This window comes from Turicibacter sp. St.80E1 (assembly GCF_059728495.1).
Map to the genome: position 1 here is coordinate 975,104 of NZ_AP039386.1, position 15,050 is coordinate 990,153.

Here is a 15,050-nt window from a genome sequence, read left to right on the forward strand (position 1 = left end):
AGCGATAAATTTTAGTGTCATGTTAAGGAGGCTATATGTTTCAATCATTGGCTAATATGCTCGTTCAACAATTAATTCGTTATGGAATGATTGAGTCGCAAGAAGCGGAGATTTATCGTTATGGATTTGAGATTTTGATTTATTTTATAGTAAATGTATTGATTGCGTTTGTATTGGGTGGAATTTTTGGAGAGTGGATTGGAACAGGGTTATTTTTAGGATGTTATTGCACGTTACGTCAATTTACTGGGGGTTATCATGCTAAAAATTATCTGCTTTGTACCTTAACATTTGCTACCATCTATACAGTAACGCTTATTTTAATTCATTATTTATCCTTTTTGGAGATTCGTTGGTTAATTGTAGTGGGATTAGGGTTAAGTTTTTACACCATCTATAGGTTGGCTCCGCTTGAACACCCTAATAAGCCGCTTCAGAGAGAGGAGAAAGTCTACTACAGGAAAATTTCTTTAATGATGGTCTTTTTTGTGATGGGGACTATGATATGTCTTTTACCGATTAGAGCGCTTTTGACCTTCTTATTGTATCCTGTATTTGCAGTTTTTTGGATTGCATTATTGCTAATATTAGGGAAATTATTCAACAAGAAGTAGAGGAAATAAATTCCTTTGCTTCTTGTTTTTTTTGATATAAAACTTTAATTTTTGATCGATTTTGTCCAAACTGCTACAGTTATCGTCCAGTTTGCACAAAGGGGTATAAAAATAAAATTAAATATGATATATTCGACACGTGATAAAAAGAGTTCTGAAAGGGTAAGTGAGATGATAAGTAAAGTAGAATAATCGATTTAAAATAGAGGGTGAGTTAAAAGAATAAAACGATTAAAAATAGTAGGATTTAAAGGATGAAGAGCATACATGAGGGATGAAAAAATAAAAATGAATTTTATTTGGATTTTATTGATGATTATATTGTTATTTTTAGGGAGTCATCGGATTTCATCGATTAAGGGAGAATCGAGGAGAAATCAAGAGATATATTTAGTGGATTTAGAAGGTAGGAGAGTAGAGAATAAATCAGAATGAGATGACTGATTGTCTATATGGGAGTGTCTAGGTAGCGTTTAGTTGTGTAGCATGAAAAAAAGGAATGGGAGACCTTTAGTTCATAGGACATGACAAGAGATTGAATACCTTATCCTGGGTAAGGTAGCGGAAATGGTTTACCCTTTTTGGTAGCTTGAATAAAGAAGGATTGGGAACCTTCAAGAGAGAAAAGACGAAAACGAGTAGGGTCGTGAATTGTTTATAAAACTTTTATGAGAATGAATAGGTAGAAGTGGGAAGCTATCGGTTCATTCTTTTTTATTAAATTGCCAAGGAATGACTAAAATGTCGGTTTAACTTCTTTTTTGTTGCAAATCACAGTCAAAGTCCTTTATAATGAAACATATCGTATGTACCGTAAGATTAAATAGAAAAGGATGGCTTACAAGTGATGAAGACAGAAACGATGGATGGTTATTTATATATCATTAATTATGCAGAAGGCGAAGAGTCTTTATGTCGTTTAGAGATGAAGGTGCTATTTAATCAAGAGCTAACAGGTAAGTATCTATTTTCTAGCCTAGCGATTGACCCGTCCCGAAGTGTTTTTATTAAAGAGCGTTTAACCATTTTATACTCGCATCCAACGTATGAAGGATTGTATCAACAAGTAAAGGAGAATCCTCTAAATCTTGAAACATTTAAGTGTCTCTTTTTAAGGTTTAAAGGACAGGAGCTTTCATATCAAGAGCGTTTAAAACGATTAAAAGATATTGGTTTCTTAATTGGCGGGGAAGCGGATATGTATCAGCCAAAGCAGGTATTAGGATTAACCGTAATTGAAGGGCGTTGGTTATTTGGAATCCTTGAGGCAAATTCGAATGAGTGGGTAAGTCATGAAAATAAACCCCATTCCTATTCTTTTTCCTTAAGTGTACGCGTTTCACGCGCGGTGGCTAACATTGCGGTGGGACGTCATCCTCATCGACAAATTATTGATCCGTGCTGTGGAGCTGGGACGGTAATTCTCGAAGTTTTAACGGTAGGTGGAAAAATTGTTGGGAATGAATTAAATCCAAAGGTGGCACAAAAAGCAATTGAAAACTTAAAACACTATGGGTATGAGCCGGTTATTCAAATTGGTGATATTCAAGATATTAAGGAGCATTACGAGGTTGCTATTCTGGATTTACCTTATGGGCACTTTAATCCAATTGAGCCTGAAGTGCAGCGGATGATTATTAAAGAGGCCCGTCGTATTGCGGATGAACTCATTATTGTGACACAAGTCAATATGAACCAACAATTAAAAGAGGTAGGTTTCGAAGTTTTAGAACAGTGTACAGCTGTTAAAGGAAAATTTACACGGTACATTACGATGTGTCGTTAATTTTAGTTTAGTAGATATTGTAGGTGGTTATCTGTAAAGGTAGCTAGAGGAGGAAAAAGTATGAATCAAAAGTTATTTAAAGACGCACTTGTTATCGGATTTGCGTTATTCGCCATGTTTTTTGGTGCCGGGAATTTAATTTTCCCTGCTTTTTTAGGAAATATGATGGGCGATCAGTTTTTACCAGCATTAATTGGATTCTTATTGACAGGCGTTGGTCTACCCTTACTTGGAATTATGGCCTGCTCACGTGCTGAGGGTTCTTATGAATTAATGGCATCGCGCGTAAGTCCATTATTTGCTAAAATATCGGCCACAATCTTAATTTTAGCCATTGGTCCTATTATCGCCATTCCAAGAACGGCTTCGACTACATTTGAATTGGGGGTAGCTACACTTCTTCCTGGGGCTAATGCCTTAGTGACAACATTAATCTTTTTTGCTATATGTTTATTTTTCGTTTTAAAACCGACTTCGATTGTAGATTTAATTGGAAAATTTTTAACGCCAGGATTATTAACAGTATTAATCTTAATTATTATTAAAGGGATTGTATTTCCAATCGGAGAGGTTGCGTCACTCGGCGTTGAAGGAGCCTTTTCTTTATCATTTAAAGAAGGATATCAGACGATGGATGTCATTGCCGCTATGATTTTTGGTTCAATTATACTCTCTTCTGTAAGAGCCAAAGGATATCAGGATCACCGTAGTATGTCAAAAGTTATTTTACTTTCTGGATTGATTTCGGTTATCGGTCTTGCCATCGTTTATGGAGGCTTGATGTATTTAGGGGCACAAACCTCATCACTTGAAAGTCTAAGTTTTTCCCGTACACAATTAGTTATGTATATTACGAAAGAAGTATTTGGATCTTTTGGAGCAGTCTTTTTAAGTGTTTCAGCTATTTTAGCGTGTTTAACAACGTCCATTGCCTTGTTAACAGCAAGCGCAAGCTTTTTTACCCGTTTATTTAAAGAACGTATTCCTTATTCTGTGAATGCAGTGGTTCTAACGGTGATTAGTATTTTGATGGCGACAAATGATGTAGATTCAATTGTTGCTTTAGCAGGGCCGGCATTAGATATTATTTATCCAGTTGTAATTGTTTTAATTTTATTAACACTACTTGGACGAATGGTTAAATCTAATCGAGTGATTGCAAGTACTGTTTATGTTGTTCTTGGGCTAAGTACTATAACAACGTTGGCTAATATTTTTGATGTGACGAGCCTTAAAGATGTTTTAGATTATTTACCATTTAATGAGATGGGACTCGGTTGGTGTTTACCAGCAATTTTAGTTTTCTTACTAGCAACCATGCTTACCCCATCGAATAAGTAATATCTCCCCCCTTCTGAAATATTCAGAAGGGGGTTTTAATGTTTTTGGGGATAGTAGGTTTTTAAAAGGATAAGATAAATAGTAAAAATGATAGTTTTCTGTAGTAAAGGGGGCAATGAAGGTGAACAATCATCCGCTATTAAAAAAGATGTCTATCGAATCACTGGAAAAGCTAAATGTACAAATGGAAGAAGTACAACTTCAAAGAGGGCAATCACTATTTTTTCAGGCTGAGGTTGCCGATTATGTTTATTACGTTAATCACGGGATGGTCAAGGTTGTAAGGGTGTCGGAAACAGGACAAGAAAAAATTCTTTCGCTGTATACAACAGGACAATTTCTGGCATTAAGTACTTTATTTAATCCTCCGCATTTGTTTCCCGCGACTGCCGTTGCCATTAATCGGGCACGAGTGATGAAGTTACCACGGCAAGTGTTAGAGGAAGGGGTGTTATCAACAAAAGAGGCGACCTATGAATGGTTTCGATATCTGAATCGTCGATTAGAAGGGATCCAACAGCTAGCGACCGATCAAGTTTTTATGGGGGCGGAAGAGCGTCTAAAAAAATGGCTGTTTAATTTATTGAAGCAAGAAACGCAAGGATCTGATGGATGGATTGAAGTGATTGTTCCGATTTCTAGGCAAGAAATAGCTGATTTATTAGGGATTCGTCGTGAAACATTGAGTCGTTTATTGAAAGACTTGAGGCATTTAGGTTTTGTAGATGTTCAAGGAAGAACGTTTAAAGTTAGTCGTTTATGGTTAGCCAATGATTTAAAAAACTAGATTGGAAAAGAACGCCTTAAATTCGCTCAATCACAATGACGATTATTCTAGGTTCGAGTGTGTAGTTTAGAGGTATGAGTTGTTGGCTTTTGTTTATACTATGAGGGAAAGCGAGGTGATTCGCATGGCTAAAAAAGGAATGCGTCGTCCAGATCCTAGTGAACCTCATGGAACTGAAAGCAATAAGAAAAATAAACATCCTAAAAACGATATGCCACCTGTTCCAGAAATTCAGGGAAAAGCAAAACATGGGCATGTTAAAGCGGGACGTGTATAAAAGAAAGGTCTATCCGTGTAATGGATAGACCTTTTTAAGAGGACTTTAAAGTAAGATTTCCGTTTGATACCGTAATTTTTAAACTGATACGTTTTTCTTGTTTGGATGAATGAAATTGAATAGTAGCAATTTCTCCTTCACGGTCCGTAATAATTCCGTCACCAAATTGTTGATGAGAAATTAATGTTCCAACCGTATAATCATCTAAATTAACTAAAGACCCAGGTAAAATTTTCAAATCATTTATTTTCTTACCGTTTAATGTACGTTTAGTAGATTCATTGGATTGGAATTGTGGATTAGGATTCAGGATTTTATGGACTTCTTTGATAAAGATGGAGCGATCAAAAATCATGTTATGCTTACTAGAAATACTCAGAAGGTATAGCTGGTGACGCGCTCTCGTCATGGCTACATAAAAAAGTCGTCGTTCTTCCTCAAACTCTGCATCATCTTTTAAAAGGTGTTGAGTAAGCGCGTTTGAAGAGGGAGTTATTCCATCCATGCAGTCGATCAGAAACACGGTGTCAAATTCTAATCCTTTTGAAGCGTGGAAAGTGAGCAGGCGAACGGCATTTTGAGCAGATGTTATATTTTGATGGCTAAGGCGATAGAGATGAGATAATCGATTCAAAAATTTATGGACATCGCTCGTTTCCGTTGCGATACCTTTTAATGTTTCAATGATAGCAATTCCCTGGGTATAAGTACGCTCCTTTTCATCCTTTAAAAATCCCTTTTTTACCAAATAGGATTCATAATCAAGGGAATCCAAAATATAGTTAATGGCTCTTCTTGGTGGAAGAGTGATTATTTTTGGAAGAAGGAGTTTGAATTTTCTAATTTTCTCTTGCTGGAAGGTCGTTTTAAAGGTAACTTCCTGGGTTAGAAAGTCAAGGTATGAGTTTTTAGTCTGCGAAAGTGCCGCTGAGATCGTGGCGGCCGATAAATATAGCACCTTTGCAATGCGTTTAAAAGCTTCGGCATCTTGAGGATAAAGAGACAAGTGAAAAAAGGCGACGATATCTTTAACAATGGGATGTGAAAAAAAGGAGATACGTCCCTCTTGTAAACAGAAAGGTAATTGATTTCGTTCTAAATGTTCGATGAGTGAGATAGCAGAGACATTTTGCCGGTATAAAATTGCCACTTGATTAAGATTATTTATTTGCTTTAGTTGTTCGATGAGATAATCAAATTGTTCGCGTTCATTTTGAAAATGATGAAGAATGGGAAGGGGACCCTTTGGATTAGGGGTTTTAATCTCCTTAGGGTACCTCTCGGTATTAGAACTAATAAATCTAGACGAAAGGTCGACAATGTCTTTGCTAGAACGAAAATTATCGGTTAAATAGATAAAGGTTGCCTCTGGATATGTTTTTTTAAAATCTAATAGTTGTTTGGGGTAGGCACCGCGAAACGCATAAATACTCTGATCGTCGTCGCCCACTAAGAAAAGATTATTTAAAGGGGCCGCAAGTAGTTTAATGAACTCGTATTGAATTTTCGAGGTATCTTGAGCTTCATCAATTTGAATATGAGTATATTTTTGTTGATAAAAATTTCGTAAGGAATCATGGTTTTTTAAGATGTAAAAGGCGGTTGTTAACAAATCATCATAATCGAGAAAATGGTGGGCTTCTTTTTTTGCTTCATATGCCCGATAAATTTGGATAAATAATGCCTGTTCCTCTTCGACGTATTGCTTGATTTCATTTGTTTGACTCGGAGAAATCATTAGATTTTTTAGAAGACTAATTTGTCCAGTTAAGGTCTCATATTCATCATCGCTTAAATAACGTTCGGTTTGTTCAAGGTAGATGGCAGAAAGGAGTTGTTTTTTATTTATGTGAGATGGTGCGGTCGACTCAATAAATTGGTAATGCGATCCGGTTATTTTTTCGAAGTGTCGAATAACGTGAAAGGCAAAACTATGAATAGTGGAGAATTTCACGTGAGGGGCTAACGTTGGAAAAAGGGATTGGAAACGCTCATTCATATCTTTAGCTGAAGCCTTAGAAAAGGTTAAGGCTAAAATTTGATGAGGTGAAACGTTTCCCTTAACAATTAGATTGGCAAGCCGAATGACAGTGACTGTCGTTTTTCCACTTCCAGGACAGCTAATAACGCAGGTCGGTCCATCTAAGGCTTCAACCGCCTGTTTTTGTTCAGGGGTAAGTGTTATATTGTAATTATCAAGTAAATAAACGCTTAGTGCATCAGCCATTTATGAATCCTCCTTTTAAATGTAATGGTCTTTCTTTTATTATACAAGAAGTTTAAATTTTTGACTTCTTCTTATGTGAAATATCATAGGAAATATGGACCAAATAGTGATTCGCTTAATATGATAATGTAGGGAAGAAGGTGATGATGTGGCTTTTTGGGATGATCTACAAAAAACAGTATCTAAAACGGCCGAATCAGGTCTTAAACAAACAAATAAATGGTTAGAGATTGGGAAGCTAACAATGTCATTAAATGCCGCAAAGCTTGAGTTAAACGAACTATTTGAGCAATTGGGTGAATTTGTTTATACGAATAAAGTAACAGATCTCTCACATTCTGAACAAGTGCAGGAACTTTTTCATCAGATTTCATTACAAAAATCAAAAATTCGAAAAATACAAGTAGAGATTAACCAAGTGAAACAAATTCGGGCGTGTGAAAATTGTGGTTATGAATTGAGTGAAAATGATAAATATTGTCCGCAATGTCGGGCCCCTCAGTCGGATAAGATTGATTGGCATTTATAAAATAAGGTCCTTCCAAGGAGAAAACTTCTTGCGAAGGATTTTTTATAGCATTTTTTGTAGTATTTTAGTATAATAAGGTTATTTATAGGATAATTGAGAAGGGAAGATGAGATATGATTATCGTTTTAATCACCTTATTGGTACTAATGATCGCTGGTTATTTAATTAAAAAGAAGGTTGAGATTAAGTGGGTAATGTTTTTCAGTGGGATTCTTTTAATGATTTGCGCCATTTTTTTACACATCCCGCTTTTAACGGAAGAAAAAAGTAGCGGTGTTCCATTTTTTGATTTATTTAAGTTGATTGGAGAAGTGTTTACTAAGCAATTAACAGGGGCTAGTTTTATTTTAATGTTATTATTCGGTTATACTGCCTTCATGAGGGAGATTGGGGCTAACCAAATGACTGTTTATTTATTTAGTCGTCCTTTATCAAGGCTTAAATACAAGGCGTTATTAATTCCATTTTTTTATTTGATTGGAAATGTTTTAGGGCTAATGATCCCAAGTGCTTCTAGCTTATCAGTTCTCCTGATGACAACAGCTTATCCAATTTTAGTTTCGGCAGGTGTTTCTCCACTCAGTGTTGGGGCTGTCATTGCAATGGCCGCTACGATTGCACCGACTCCATTAGGTGCAGATAATATTTTAGCGGCGGATGCACTTTCAATGGACGTAGGGACATACGTTTTTGATTATCATGCGAAAGTTTCATTACCCGTTATTTTAATTCTAGCGGTGATTCACTTTTTTTGGCAACGATTCTGTGATAAGAGGGAGCAAGCGTCAGGCTTTTCATTTAAATCCGAAATTATAGAGTCAGGTGTGGGGGCTACTTGTGTCCCACGATTTTATGCTATTTTACCAATGTTGCCGTTAATTATTCTCATTATTTTTAATGTCATTTTAAAGAAAGTTAATGTGGGAATGGTTGAGGTCACATTGTGTTCTTTTGTCCTTGCCATTTTATGTGAGGTTATTAGAAAACGTTCAATTCAACATGGCTTTGAATCTATTCAATGCTTTTTTGATGGGATGGGGGTTGGATTGACGACCGTTGTTATTCAAGTTATTGCGGCGATGACATTTGTTGAAGGATTAAAGGTAATAGGGGTGATTGATTTCCTGACTGGAGAAATTCATCAATTAGCAGGAGCTAGTTTTATTCTAATGTTATTTTTCTGTTTGCTTGCGTTAGGAATTGGTTTACTAAGTGGAAGTGGATTAGCTCTTTTTTATGCCTGTGTTGAGTTTATGCCAAGTTTTGCTCCATTTGTCAATCCGTTAATGTTGGCTATTCCTATGCAATTTGTGTCTCATTTAGTAAAAAGTATTTCTCCTGTTTCACCAACGGTTATCATTATTTCATCGATGTTGAAGGTTGCGCCGTATCGATTAGTGAAGCGGACCATTGTTCCGTCGATTATTGGAATGATTTTATCAATGCTTCTTTCTTATCTGTTGTTTTAATGAGTTAGGTAAAAAGATGGATTAATTGATAGGTTTAAGTTCCATATCCTTTATTTTTTCATATAATGCATTAAAGAGGGTTATTAACCCTGAAAGGATAGAGGGGGGATTATAATGCTTAGAGTTAATCGAACCTTTTTATTTGTGTATGACCTATTGATTGCCCTAGCATTTTTAATGCGCTACATTGTAGTAGGTCCTGTTTTATTTAATGAAGTTTGGTGTTACTATGTTGTCTTGGTGTTGACAATAATAGGTCTTATTGTGTTAAACTATATTAATTTTAGTCACCCGACACCACTTGAAATCGTAGCTTACCATGTGAATTTAATTATGAGACATCCATTGGGGCAAGAAACCAATAGAGAATATGATAAACAAAATAAACTATACTTAACGGAGCGTTTTATTGATAGCGAAAATTATCGATTTTTCTATTACGAGGATTGCTGTGCTAAAACGGACCAATATAGACGGATGAAAATTAAATTAGCACTTGGAAATCAGACGTATAATAAGGCTTCAATCATTATAAAAACAATGGATGAACAGTATATTCGCTTTAATATGATTAAACCAACAGAGTGTGCGCCACTAGCATTTCTTTATGAATGGGAACTCGATGAAATAGAGTATAGTGATCGAGCAACTTTTGAGGAAATGGTGCGAGGGGAAAATTAAAAAACGATGGGTAGATGTTTTCTACTCGTCGTTTTTTTATTATTAGAAATAGGGGCGACAAATGAAATAAGGTGCCTTTTGATTTATTTAGTTTCGTTAGGCGAACGTTTTGCATATAGTAAAGTAGATTGTAAAAGTGAGGCGATAAGATGGAATATGGAATTAGTGGGTATCAATCCGATTATCGGTACGTTAGAAGTGAAGTTGTTGAACTTGCCCATGAAAGTATATCACTTGCAGGGAATGGGAAAGTAGACCAAATTTATTTGCTTGGTATGAAGGAGGGGGATCAGTTAATTTATCATGATATAACGCTTGTTATTGAAAGTGGGGTAACTAGCGAAAGAGAATTTTACCCTATTCCGACGTCAAAGGGGATGGGGGGAGGAATTGACTTAGTTGATTTTTCCCATAACGGGCAATTAGATATCGGTGTCTACATCTTTAGTGGTGGAACGGGAAACCAAGTGGATTATTACATTTTCTTTAATCACGAGGCGAAAATGATGCTCGGATTTAGTAATAAGATGTTAGAGGAGAAGCTTAAATTTCAGGTATCGTATTTACCAAATTATCAGGTTGAAATTAAAAATTTAAATACACAGGAAGTAACGGTAGTAGATGTCTCTAAGCGAAGTCAAGATTACCTTGAAGCTATTTATAATGAAAAAGGTGAGCTGAAACAGACATTAAAAGGGGTCGTAGCGCCGGTTAGTCGTTCGAGTGCTATTAAAAGCCAGGATTCGCTACCTGGTCATGATCTTGTTTTAACGCAACGAATTCTAGGTCGCTCACATAATGATACATTAGGATATGTACACTCATATATTGGCTTTAAGAAGGGGAGTTATTTCGTTTATCGAACATCCATTTCACAGTAATAAAAAATCATAAAAAGATGGTGTAAAATATAAAAAAAAATAAATACTAAGGATATGACATTTTTGTAGGGGAGTGATTAATATGACGATAGAAGCTTTTATTTTTGGTGCCATTTTTGAAATGTGTATTACTTATTGGATTTTAAGTGAACTCTTTTTTTAACTTTTGAATTGAATACTTATAATAAGTAGGTGATTTTAGAAAAATAAAAATGATAACATCAAAGAATCGTATGTTTCTCCCCCTTATGTAAATTAACTTTACAGGAATTTATATTTCATGTTCTATTATAGGGCGCTGCTCATAGATTGACTGGCGTTCCTTTTTTTGTATGATTTGATAATAGTTGGATCGGTTAATGAGTGTTTAACGAGATAAACGCGATGGGGTGAGAAGGATAGAATAAGAAAAAGACCTCCCGATGACATCCCCTAGAAGGGGAGTCTCTGAATCAGGAGATCTTTTTTAAGTGACAGTATAGTGGTGTAAAAAATGTAATATGGTGTGGTAAATTTAATAGTTTATAAAAATAACTGTATAAAATGGATAGGAATACTTTTAAAAAGTAGAGAGAATGTAGGAGAATGATAAGTTATGGATAGGAAATTGTATTTGTAAATTAGAATGAATAATTAGAGTTATTCTACTGTCCTTAATCGACTGAGGATACCGAAAGTGATTAAGTAAATAGATCTTGTTAATAAAAGTGTAGGAAGGTTGGATGTTTGAATGAATAGGATGTTTTTAAGATGGATGTTTGAATTGGTATCCTCAATATAATCTATGAAGGCGGGGAGAAAATGTCTGTATAATCGCCCTAATGCAAAAAAAAACACCCTTAATTACTCAGGGTGTTAGTTAGCAATATTGGTACCAGTGGCCGGACTCGAACCGGCATGAAGTAAACTTCGGTGGATTTTGAGTCCACTGCGTCTACCAATTCCGCCACACTGGCATTTACAATTTAATTATAACATAATTAGATGATTAATCAAGCTAAAAAATCAAAAAAAAGAAATATAATACAACAGCGGATCCATTTGCATCCATCTCAGTTTATGAATTAGACTTAGCATTTAGTTTAATGAAGGGGAGGATGATTTTTAAGTGGAGTCGCCTCGAAAATCAAAAATAATTTAATTTATCTAAAGTATTCATCTTTTTAAGCTTAGTTACGTATGATTAGGTGTAAAGCGCTTTCTAAAGGGCAGGGAGGAGGAATATGAAGAAAGTGCGACTAAAACCATTTGGGGGGATTGACGATGAACGTCTATTGGAAACCTGTAGTAAATCAAATGATGATTGAGGATGGTTTTAATCAACAGTTACAGGAGGTGGAAGATAAGATTATAGCGTGGAGTAGGGGTGAACTTTCGTTGACAGGGGATTTACTTGAAACCTTTGTTAAGGATAAGGTGAGCGACTATAAGAACTCATTTGTTAAAATTGTAATGCCGTTTCAGACAGAAGAGGAGTGCCGACGCTATTTAAATGATTTCTATGAAAAATATGTTGATGTCATTCATATGTTTCCTTGTGATCCGTGGGCATGGATTTATAAATTAGAAAGTATGACGTATGGAGAATATGACATTCGTTGTATTCATGTTCCAACGTTAGAAGGGGCATATAAAGCTCATCATCTTGTTTAATTAAAGGGGGAATAATTCCCTCTTTTTAATTAATAACAAACATAATGGCTCTAATGTTTGAAGAAAAAAGAAAAAAATTGTTAAATAAGGCTTTACAAATGAAACTAAATGATTTAGAATAAGTTGTGTAATTGGAAAACATGTCTCGGTAGCTCAGCTGGATAGAGCAACGGCCTTCTAAGCCGTCGGTCGGGGGTTCGAATCCCTCCCGGGATGCCATTTCATTTAAATAACTATTAAGTCTCGGTAGCTCAGCTGGATAGAGCAACGGCCTTCTAAGCCGTCGGTCGGGGGTTCGAATCCCTCCCGGGATGCCATTTAACGATAATGATGGACTACACTAAGTAGTTCTTTTTTTGTATTTTAAGCTGCTTTCTCTGTAAGCAGTAAAGAGTGAGGGGTAAGAGTGGCCAAAATTTATGAATTACAGACTAATTATCGAGCGAAAATTGAACAATCGATTGAGTTGATTGAGAAGGGGTATATTGATCAGGCTATTTGCTTGTTAGAGGACTTCTTAGTATCCGTTACATGCGTTGATATTGGGACAGAAATAAAAAAACAATTAATGTCGGCCTATACACTAAAACGTGAATTTGATGCAGTCGATCGATTAATTGCTTCTATTTTTGAAAAGAAACGTTTAGATTTAACGATTGCTGCACATGATATATTGGTTGCTATTTTTCAAAACCAAAAGGAAATGCGACAACAAAAAGAAAATTTTTACTTTAATCAGTTATCATCATTTTCTATAAAAAATTTAAAGGAGCTAATGTACTCTTTAAAGGATTATTATGAGAATTATTGGTATGAACAGATAGTGAAAAAAATAGATACCCTTCAAACCGGGACTAATTTAAAATTGAAATTCTCTATTATTTCAGATTTATATGAGGTTGAAGAGGAGCGATTAATGCCATTCACCCATGTATTAGAAGATATAACCAATAGTTGTGAAATTCCTTTTGTTAAAACAGCGTTATTTGAATTGATGAGTCGTAAAAATTTACAAGGTGTCATTACCTTTAAAGCTAATGGAGTTACTAGGCGTGTTTTAGCAGAGCCAGCAGTTTTAAAAAAAATGGAGAGGTGTTATGCCTATGCAATTGAACGATTAGAGATGTTAAAGTTAGACGAGTGCATCCAGGAAGAGCTGAAGCAATTACTTGTGTATTTTTATCAATACTCATTTCCTTTTATAGATGATTTTTATGAGGACGACGTGATAAAGGAGTTGGCCCAGCAAGTTTTTGGGTTAGATTTAGAGGGGTTGAATAGCTGTGAAACGGCTCCAACAAATCCTGACATTACATACAAAATGAGTCAGTATATCCTAAGTTTATCATCATTAATGTAGAAATTAGAAAAAGGCTATGTTATAATTTAGAAGTTGTTACAAGGATGTAAACGAAACGTTTATTAATGGAGGTTAGAAGAAATGGCAGTTAAAGTTGAAACAATTGAAAAAAATAAAGTAAAATTAACAATTACTCTTTCAGCAGAATCATTTGATAAAGCATTAGACGCTGCATTTAAAAAGGTATCAAAAAATTTACAAGTTCCAGGATTCCGTAAAGGGAAAGTACCACGTCCAATGTTTGAACAAAAATTTGGGGTAGAAGCTTTATACGAGGACGCATTAGATGCAATCTTACCTCAAGCTTATGTAAATGCAATTGAAGAAACAAACATTGCTCCTGTTGCTGCTCCAACATGGGATATCAAAGAAATCGGAAAAGGTAAAGAGTTAGTAGCTGAAGCAACAGTTGTTGTAAAACCTGAAGTTGAATTAGGACAATACACAGGAATTGAAGTTGAAGAGTTATCGACAGAAGTAACAGAAAAAGACGTCGAAAATGAATTAGAAAAATTATTACAAAATCATGCTGAGATTGTTGTTAAAGAAGGAGCTGTTGAAAACGGAGATACAGCTGTTATCGATTATGAAGGATTTAAAGATGGTGTTGCCTTTGAAGGTGGAAAAGGTGAAAACCACCCATTAGTGATCGGTTCAAACTCATTCATTCCAGGATTTGAAGAGCAATTAATTGGAATGAAAACAGGAGAAACAAAAGAAATCAATGTGACATTCCCTAAAGAATATCACGCAGCAGATTTAGCAGGTGCTGATGCAACATTTAAAGTTACTTTACACGAAGTGAAGACTCGTGAATTACCAACTTTAGATGATGAGTTCGTAAAAGATTTAGATCGCGAAGGAATTGAAACAATTTCAGATTTAAAAGCGGACTTAGAAAAAACATTAAAAGATCAAAAAGAAACAGCAGCACGCAACCATGTTATTGATACAGTTGTTGAAAAAGTAACTGAAAACGCAAAATTTGAGATTCCATCTGAAATGATTGATTCAGAAGTTGCTCAAATGGTTCGTGAAGCCGATCAACGTTTCCAAATGCAAGGATTTAATTTAGATTTATACTTCCAATTTACTGGAATGGATATGGATAAATTTAAGGCACAATTACGTCCTGAGGCAGAAAAACGCTTAAGCTACAATTTAACATTAGAAGCAATTGTAAAAGCTGAAAATATCGATGTAACTGAAGAAGAAGTTAATGAAAAATTAGCAGAAATTGCTCAAGCTTATGGACGTGAATTAGAAGAGTTAAAGGCTCAATTACCAAGTTTAGCGATGTTAAAAGAAGATTTAAAAGTTCAAAAAGCTGTTGACTTTATTGTTGAAAAATCAGTTCGCAAATAATAAGCTTTTACACACACAAACACATTACTTTTAATGAGGCGCGGATATTCGTGCCTCATTTTGCACAATATACGCTATTG

The 15,050-nt window shown here is 35.3% G+C and carries 13 protein-coding genes and 3 tRNA genes; 14 read left to right on the forward strand and 2 right to left on the reverse strand.

Features of this window, described 5'->3' with window-relative positions; genetic code table 11:
* Positions 1-35: 35 nt before the first annotated feature.
* From AC6I0I_RS04825 to AC6I0I_RS04845, 5 genes are all read left to right on the forward strand, one after another.
* On the forward strand, positions 36-614 hold the full coding sequence (locus AC6I0I_RS04825) for an accessory gene regulator ArgB-like protein (RefSeq protein ID WP_262953725.1): 579 nt from the start codon (positions 36-38) through the stop codon (positions 612-614).
* Positions 615-1,461: 847 nt separating this feature from the next.
* Complete coding sequence (locus AC6I0I_RS04830) at positions 1,462-2,400, forward strand: TRM11 family SAM-dependent methyltransferase (protein WP_202618730.1); 939 nt, start codon at positions 1,462-1,464, stop codon at positions 2,398-2,400.
* Between the two features lie 60 nt (positions 2,401-2,460).
* On the forward strand, positions 2,461-3,741 hold the full coding sequence (gene brnQ, locus AC6I0I_RS04835) for a branched-chain amino acid transport system II carrier protein (RefSeq protein ID WP_161831685.1): 1,281 nt from the start codon (positions 2,461-2,463) through the stop codon (positions 3,739-3,741).
* Between the two features lie 121 nt (positions 3,742-3,862).
* Entirely contained in the window at positions 3,863-4,528 is a 666-nt protein-coding gene (locus tag AC6I0I_RS04840; protein ID WP_161831686.1) for a Crp/Fnr family transcriptional regulator, read from the forward strand.
* Positions 4,529-4,652: 124 nt separating this feature from the next.
* A complete protein-coding gene (locus tag AC6I0I_RS04845) occupies positions 4,653-4,805 on the forward strand; it encodes a hypothetical protein (RefSeq protein ID WP_172676248.1) in 153 nt (50 codons plus the stop codon).
* Between the two features lie 34 nt (positions 4,806-4,839).
* On the opposite strand, the gene AC6I0I_RS04850 is transcribed toward AC6I0I_RS04845, so the two are convergent.
* Entirely contained in the window at positions 4,840-7,032 is a 2,193-nt protein-coding gene (locus tag AC6I0I_RS04850) for an ATP-dependent helicase (RefSeq protein WP_262953726.1), read from the reverse strand.
* Between the two features lie 148 nt (positions 7,033-7,180).
* Here AC6I0I_RS04850 and AC6I0I_RS04855 point away from each other — a divergent pair, with 148 nt between their 5' ends.
* The 4 genes from AC6I0I_RS04855 (at position 7,181) to AC6I0I_RS04870 (ending at position 10,592) form a co-directional block, all read left to right on the forward strand.
* Complete coding sequence (locus AC6I0I_RS04855; protein WP_161831688.1) at positions 7,181-7,561, forward strand: zinc ribbon domain-containing protein; 381 nt, start codon at positions 7,181-7,183, stop codon at positions 7,559-7,561.
* A gap of 113 nt (positions 7,562-7,674) precedes the next feature.
* Positions 7,675-9,030, forward strand: a complete 1,356-nt coding sequence (dcuC, locus tag AC6I0I_RS04860) for a C4-dicarboxylate transporter DcuC (RefSeq protein WP_161831689.1) — start codon at positions 7,675-7,677, stop codon at positions 9,028-9,030.
* Positions 9,031-9,144: 114 nt separating this feature from the next.
* On the forward strand, positions 9,145-9,711 hold the full coding sequence (locus AC6I0I_RS04865) for a hypothetical protein (protein WP_161831690.1): 567 nt from the start codon (positions 9,145-9,147) through the stop codon (positions 9,709-9,711).
* A 149-nt stretch (positions 9,712-9,860) separates the two neighbouring features.
* Entirely contained in the window at positions 9,861-10,592 is a 732-nt protein-coding gene (locus tag AC6I0I_RS04870) for a YybI family spore inner coat protein (RefSeq protein WP_161831691.1), read from the forward strand.
* A gap of 869 nt (positions 10,593-11,461) precedes the next feature.
* Here AC6I0I_RS04870 and AC6I0I_RS04875 read toward each other — a convergent pair.
* Positions 11,462-11,548 (reverse strand) — tRNA-Leu (locus AC6I0I_RS04875).
* Between the two features lie 307 nt (positions 11,549-11,855).
* Between AC6I0I_RS04875 and AC6I0I_RS04880 the strand changes: the two genes are divergently transcribed.
* The 5 genes from AC6I0I_RS04880 (at position 11,856) to tig (ending at position 14,970) form a co-directional block, all read left to right on the forward strand.
* Positions 11,856-12,245 (forward strand): hypothetical protein, encoded by a 390-nt coding sequence (locus AC6I0I_RS04880; protein ID WP_161831692.1) that lies wholly within the window; start codon positions 11,856-11,858, stop codon positions 12,243-12,245.
* 142 nt (positions 12,246-12,387) lie between these two features.
* A tRNA-Arg gene (locus AC6I0I_RS04885) sits at positions 12,388-12,464 on the forward strand.
* 21 nt (positions 12,465-12,485) lie between these two features.
* Positions 12,486-12,562 (forward strand) — tRNA-Arg (locus AC6I0I_RS04890).
* An 89-nt stretch (positions 12,563-12,651) separates the two neighbouring features.
* Entirely contained in the window at positions 12,652-13,605 is a 954-nt protein-coding gene (locus AC6I0I_RS04895) for a hypothetical protein (protein ID WP_161831693.1), read from the forward strand.
* Between the two features lie 81 nt (positions 13,606-13,686).
* Positions 13,687-14,970, forward strand: a complete 1,284-nt coding sequence (gene tig / locus AC6I0I_RS04900) for a trigger factor (protein WP_161831694.1) — start codon at positions 13,687-13,689, stop codon at positions 14,968-14,970.
* Positions 14,971-15,050: the final 80 nt, after the last annotated feature.

What these genes read in the sequence shown, in the direction of transcription:
- AC6I0I_RS04845 (WP_172676248.1), top strand. Translation starts at nt 4,653, where the DNA reads ATGGCTAAAAAAGGAATGCGTCGTCCAGATCCTAGTGAACCTCATGGA.
- dcuC (WP_161831689.1), top strand. Translation starts at nt 7,675, where the DNA reads ATGATTATCGTTTTAATCACCTTATTGGTACTAATGATCGCTGGTTAT.
- AC6I0I_RS04830 (WP_202618730.1), top strand. Translation starts at nt 1,462, where the DNA reads ATGAAGACAGAAACGATGGATGGTTATTTATATATCATTAATTATGCA.
- AC6I0I_RS04880 (WP_161831692.1), top strand. Translation starts at nt 11,856, where the DNA reads ATGAACGTCTATTGGAAACCTGTAGTAAATCAAATGATGATTGAGGAT.
- AC6I0I_RS04850 (WP_262953726.1), bottom strand. Translation starts at nt 7,032, where the DNA reads ATGGCTGATGCACTAAGCGTTTATTTACTTGATAATTACAATATAACA.
- brnQ (WP_161831685.1), top strand. Translation starts at nt 2,461, where the DNA reads ATGAATCAAAAGTTATTTAAAGACGCACTTGTTATCGGATTTGCGTTA.
- AC6I0I_RS04825 (WP_262953725.1), top strand. Translation starts at nt 36, where the DNA reads ATGTTTCAATCATTGGCTAATATGCTCGTTCAACAATTAATTCGTTAT.
- tig (WP_161831694.1), top strand. Translation starts at nt 13,687, where the DNA reads ATGGCAGTTAAAGTTGAAACAATTGAAAAAAATAAAGTAAAATTAACA.
- AC6I0I_RS04865 (WP_161831690.1), top strand. Translation starts at nt 9,145, where the DNA reads ATGCTTAGAGTTAATCGAACCTTTTTATTTGTGTATGACCTATTGATT.
- AC6I0I_RS04870 (WP_161831691.1), top strand. Translation starts at nt 9,861, where the DNA reads ATGGAATATGGAATTAGTGGGTATCAATCCGATTATCGGTACGTTAGA.